This is a genomic window from Bacteroidota bacterium, from assembly GCA_030706565.1.
Taxonomy (GTDB): Bacteria; Bacteroidota; Bacteroidia; order Bacteroidales; family JAUZOH01; genus JAUZOH01.
In genome coordinates this window covers 1-3,799 of record JAUZOH010000364.1, presented here as the reverse complement: position 1 = coordinate 3,799, position 3,799 = coordinate 1, and the positions used below count along the sequence as shown (strand labels likewise).

The 3,799-nt window shown below is 35.6% G+C and carries 2 protein-coding genes; both read left to right on the top strand.

The window, feature by feature from the left end; genetic code table 11:
* Positions 1-608 precede the first annotated feature (608 nt).
* Positions 609-1,436 carry an AraC family transcriptional regulator gene (locus Q8907_14140; GenBank protein ID MDP4275411.1) on the top strand — a complete coding sequence of 276 codons (828 nt, stop codon included), beginning with the start codon at positions 609-611 and terminating at the stop codon, positions 1,434-1,436.
* Positions 1,437-1,993: 557 nt separating this feature from the next.
* Positions 1,994-3,799 (top strand): SusC/RagA family TonB-linked outer membrane protein (locus Q8907_14135; GenBank protein ID MDP4275410.1); only part of this gene is annotated, 1,806 nt, incomplete at its 3' end.

Below are 3,799 nucleotides of genomic sequence, written 5' to 3'. Positions count from 1 at the left end.
TATAAATTACCCCCCCTCCCCCCCTAACCAAAATATTTTTAAAATTTTTTATTTTCCGGGGGTTTGTTGGGCCCCACCCCCCAAACCCCACCCCTCTAAAAATATATAAATAATTGTCATCTTGAGCTTAATGAAATGAAGCGAAGGATCTTTATGTTATATTGAAATTTTAATCGGACAACAATAAATTAAAATAACAAATTATTGTAAACTTTAAAGTTTTTTATTAGATTTAAAAGATTAAAAATAACATTAGAAATTAAAATTAGTTTTTTAAAATTCTTTGTACATCGATATTGTAGTGTTTTATCAGGTGATGACTAAAATGTTTATTAGCATTTGTTAGAAGTTTAAACTAGGTATAAAAGTATTTGTATTTCACTAATGTATTGAATCACAGACAGTTATGTTGTTGTACGTATACTTAAAAATATCATACATTAAGTTATTTGTCCATTGTAACCAAATGTTTTGTATACAATTACCAAGATGTAAAAGAATTAAGTTATAACAATTACCTGTAAGCAGTTTTTAATTAACTGCTTGTGATTTATAGTTTTTTCTGGCTTTTGATATGAGTATGAAATTTTGTATGAAATTTTGTGATTATGTCAAAAAAAAATCTTTTTTCGGATTTGTTGGGTTCTGCTGATGAACAATTTTGTATTTCACGTACTTTTATTAGTTCTTCAACTGATATCCCCTTGCATTATCATGATTATGCTGAAATATTTTGGATTTCAGAAGGAAGGGGATTCCATCTGGTCAATGGACAGTCCATCCCCATTGAAAAAGGCACATTGATTTTTATCCGTCCCGAAGATACCCACACTTTTAAATTAAACTTGTCCGGTTCAAGAATGGGAATTACCAACCTTTCTTTAAGTAAAAAAAATATGGAATTTTATCTGCGCAGATACTCTTCCTATGTTCACCCTCATGCCAGCCAACTACCATTTACAACTCAATTACCACCTGCTGTCCAGGGCAGGCTTTCGTCCCTTGCCGACAATATATTTGCAGGACCCCGGGATATACTGCATCTGGACTTGTTGATATTGTTTATCTTTAATAACCTGCATTATCCCGTAACTGATAATCAATGCATGCCTCATTGGTTGGCCTATGCTTTGAAGAATTATAAAACCTCCGAACTGTTTGTCCAGGGAATAAAAGGATTTGTTGGCCTGACCGGTAAAAGTACAGATCATGTGAATAAAGAACTTCAAAATTTTTTACATCAATCTCTGACTGAAACCATCAATAAAGCCAGGTTGAAATATGCAGCCAATCAATTGATCCAGACTAATTGTCCGATTAAAACCATTACCTCCGAATGTGGTTATGCCACAGTTAATTATTTCCATAGGATTTTCAAAAAATATTATGGGGTTACTCCATCCGAATACAGGAACAGGTATATGAGAGTGCTTTGATTTTTATGGAACTTGTATATACATCTTATTAAAAATAACGGTTAAGGATAATATTTATCCTGCTGAGGATAAATCAAAGATCTTGAATTATTCTTCTATAACATTAATTTTATAAAAACGTTTTAAGGAAGTTCTTTAAACAACTACGAAATCCAAACAGATTGGATTTTTACTGATAACCTGGTTGCTTTCTTTAAGGATTTTAGCCCAAAGGCTAAAATATGAACCTGTAGCTATTTAGAAGGCCGGTCGGGTCGTTGTTGTTTCAGTTAGTTTATACTATTTATCTGTTCCCTTTTTGTTATTGATACTTGGAAGAGCATAAAATTATGTGATATAAAGTTAAATATTAAGTTCTCTGTGTTAAGTTCTTTTGATGTATATGTTAATCAGTAGCAATCACTAAAATAAAAAATGCCTATGGAAAATTAAAATCACTACTTAAAAATCGGATTATTTATTCCTTCCCGGTGCGCTATTAACCTAAACACCTTATACTTCAGGTTTAAAAAAGAAGTACTACTCATTATTAGTTGTTTGATTAAACTTTTAAAGTTATGAAAATAATTACGCAAAAAGTATTGATGAAAAAACGTATCACTGAAGTTATCAGAATGTTGAAGATTCTTCCTTTCCTTTTTTTATTTCCAATTTTATCAGTTGTTTCTACTACTTCTTATGCGCTATCATCCAGTAAGTTACTGGTAAAGTTTAAAGTGTCGGGAACGGTAGTTTCAGCAAAAAGTTCTGAACCCTTAATTGGGGCTTCTGTAAAAGAAAAAGGGAACAATAACAATGCTGCAATTACAGATATAAATGGGGGTTTTACTATTACGCTATCCTCCCCAACGGCCATTCTTGAAGTTTCATACATCGGGTTCGAGAAACAGGAAGTCCCTGTAGAGAACAGAAACCAAATAACAATCAGGCTTGTCGAAAGTGAAAAAACTCTGGACGAAGTGGTCGTCGTTGCTTTTGGTACTCAAAAGCGAACGGATTTGGTTGGCTCAGTCACTTCAATTAAAATGTCCGATCTTAAAGTTCCGGCAAGTAATCTGACGCAGGCGCTGGCAGGCCGTGTGGCCGGAGTTATTGCCTATCAGCGCAGTGGGGAGCCAGGTCAGGACAATGCCGATTTCTTTATTCGGGGGGTGACCACATTCGGTTATAAGACTTCTCCCTTGATTCTGATTGATGGAATGGAATCAACCACAAAGGATTTGGCAAGGCTGACCCCTGAAGATATTGAAAGCTTCTCCATTATGAAAGATGCAACTTCAACTGCCTTATACGGAGCCCGGGGCGCCAATGGCGTTATATTGGTATCTACCAAGCAGGGAAAGGAAGGAAAAGCCAAATTTTCCTTTAGGGTGGAAAATTCTTTTTCCTCTCCAACCCAAAATGTTCAGTTGGCCGATCCGGTTACTTATATGAAGATGTCCAATGAAGCTATTCTTACCCGAAATCCTTTGGGGGTGGTTTTATATTCTGATGAGAAAATAGCCAATACTGCCGCCGAGCTTAATCCTTCCAATGAAAACATAAGCATTAATCCTACACTGCAGTCTATTATTTATCCTGCTAATGATTGGAAAAAAATCATGTTCAAGAATTATACGTCGGTGCAAAGGGCAACTTTAAATGTAAGTGGGGGCGGTGATATTGCCAAATACTTTGTGTCCGGATCCTTTGACAAAGACAACGGGATTATGAAAGTGGACAAACGGAATAATTTCAACAATAATATAGACCTGAAAACCTATACGTTACGAAGCAATGTGACTATTAACGTCACCAAGACGACCGAAATGATTGTTCGGTTGAGCGGAACCTTCGATGATTATCAGGGGCCTATAGATGGAGGTGCTGCCATGTATACCAAAGTCATGAAGGCAAATCCGGTTTTATTCCCTGCCTATTATCCGGTTAATGAACAGTATAAATATGTGAATCATATCTTGTTTGGAAATTATGATGTGGGCCAGTATATTAATCCTTATGCAGATATGACGAAAGGATATAAGGATTATTCCAATTCTCTGATGGTGGCCCAATTAGAAGCGAAGCAGGATTTGTCTTTTATTACCAAAGGACTTTCTGTCAGGGCGATGATGAATACAAATCGAAGCTCTTATTTCGATGTAAGCCGTTATTATAATCCCTACTATTATACCTTGAGTTCTTATGATTTGACTCAGGGTACTTATCAATTGTCCGCCCTCAATGATGCAACAGGTACGGAATACCTTGGCTACAGCGAAGGAACCAAAACGCTGACCTCCAGTTTTTATATGGAATCTATGTTGAATTATAACAATACTTTTAATAAAAAACACAATTTGAGTGGCCTGTTGGTTTACATG

Excerpts from the sequence above, each read along its gene's own strand:
- Q8907_14140 (MDP4275411.1), top strand. The coding sequence starts at position 609 with ATGTCAAAAAAAAATCTTTTTTCGGATTTGTTGGGTTCTGCTGATGAA.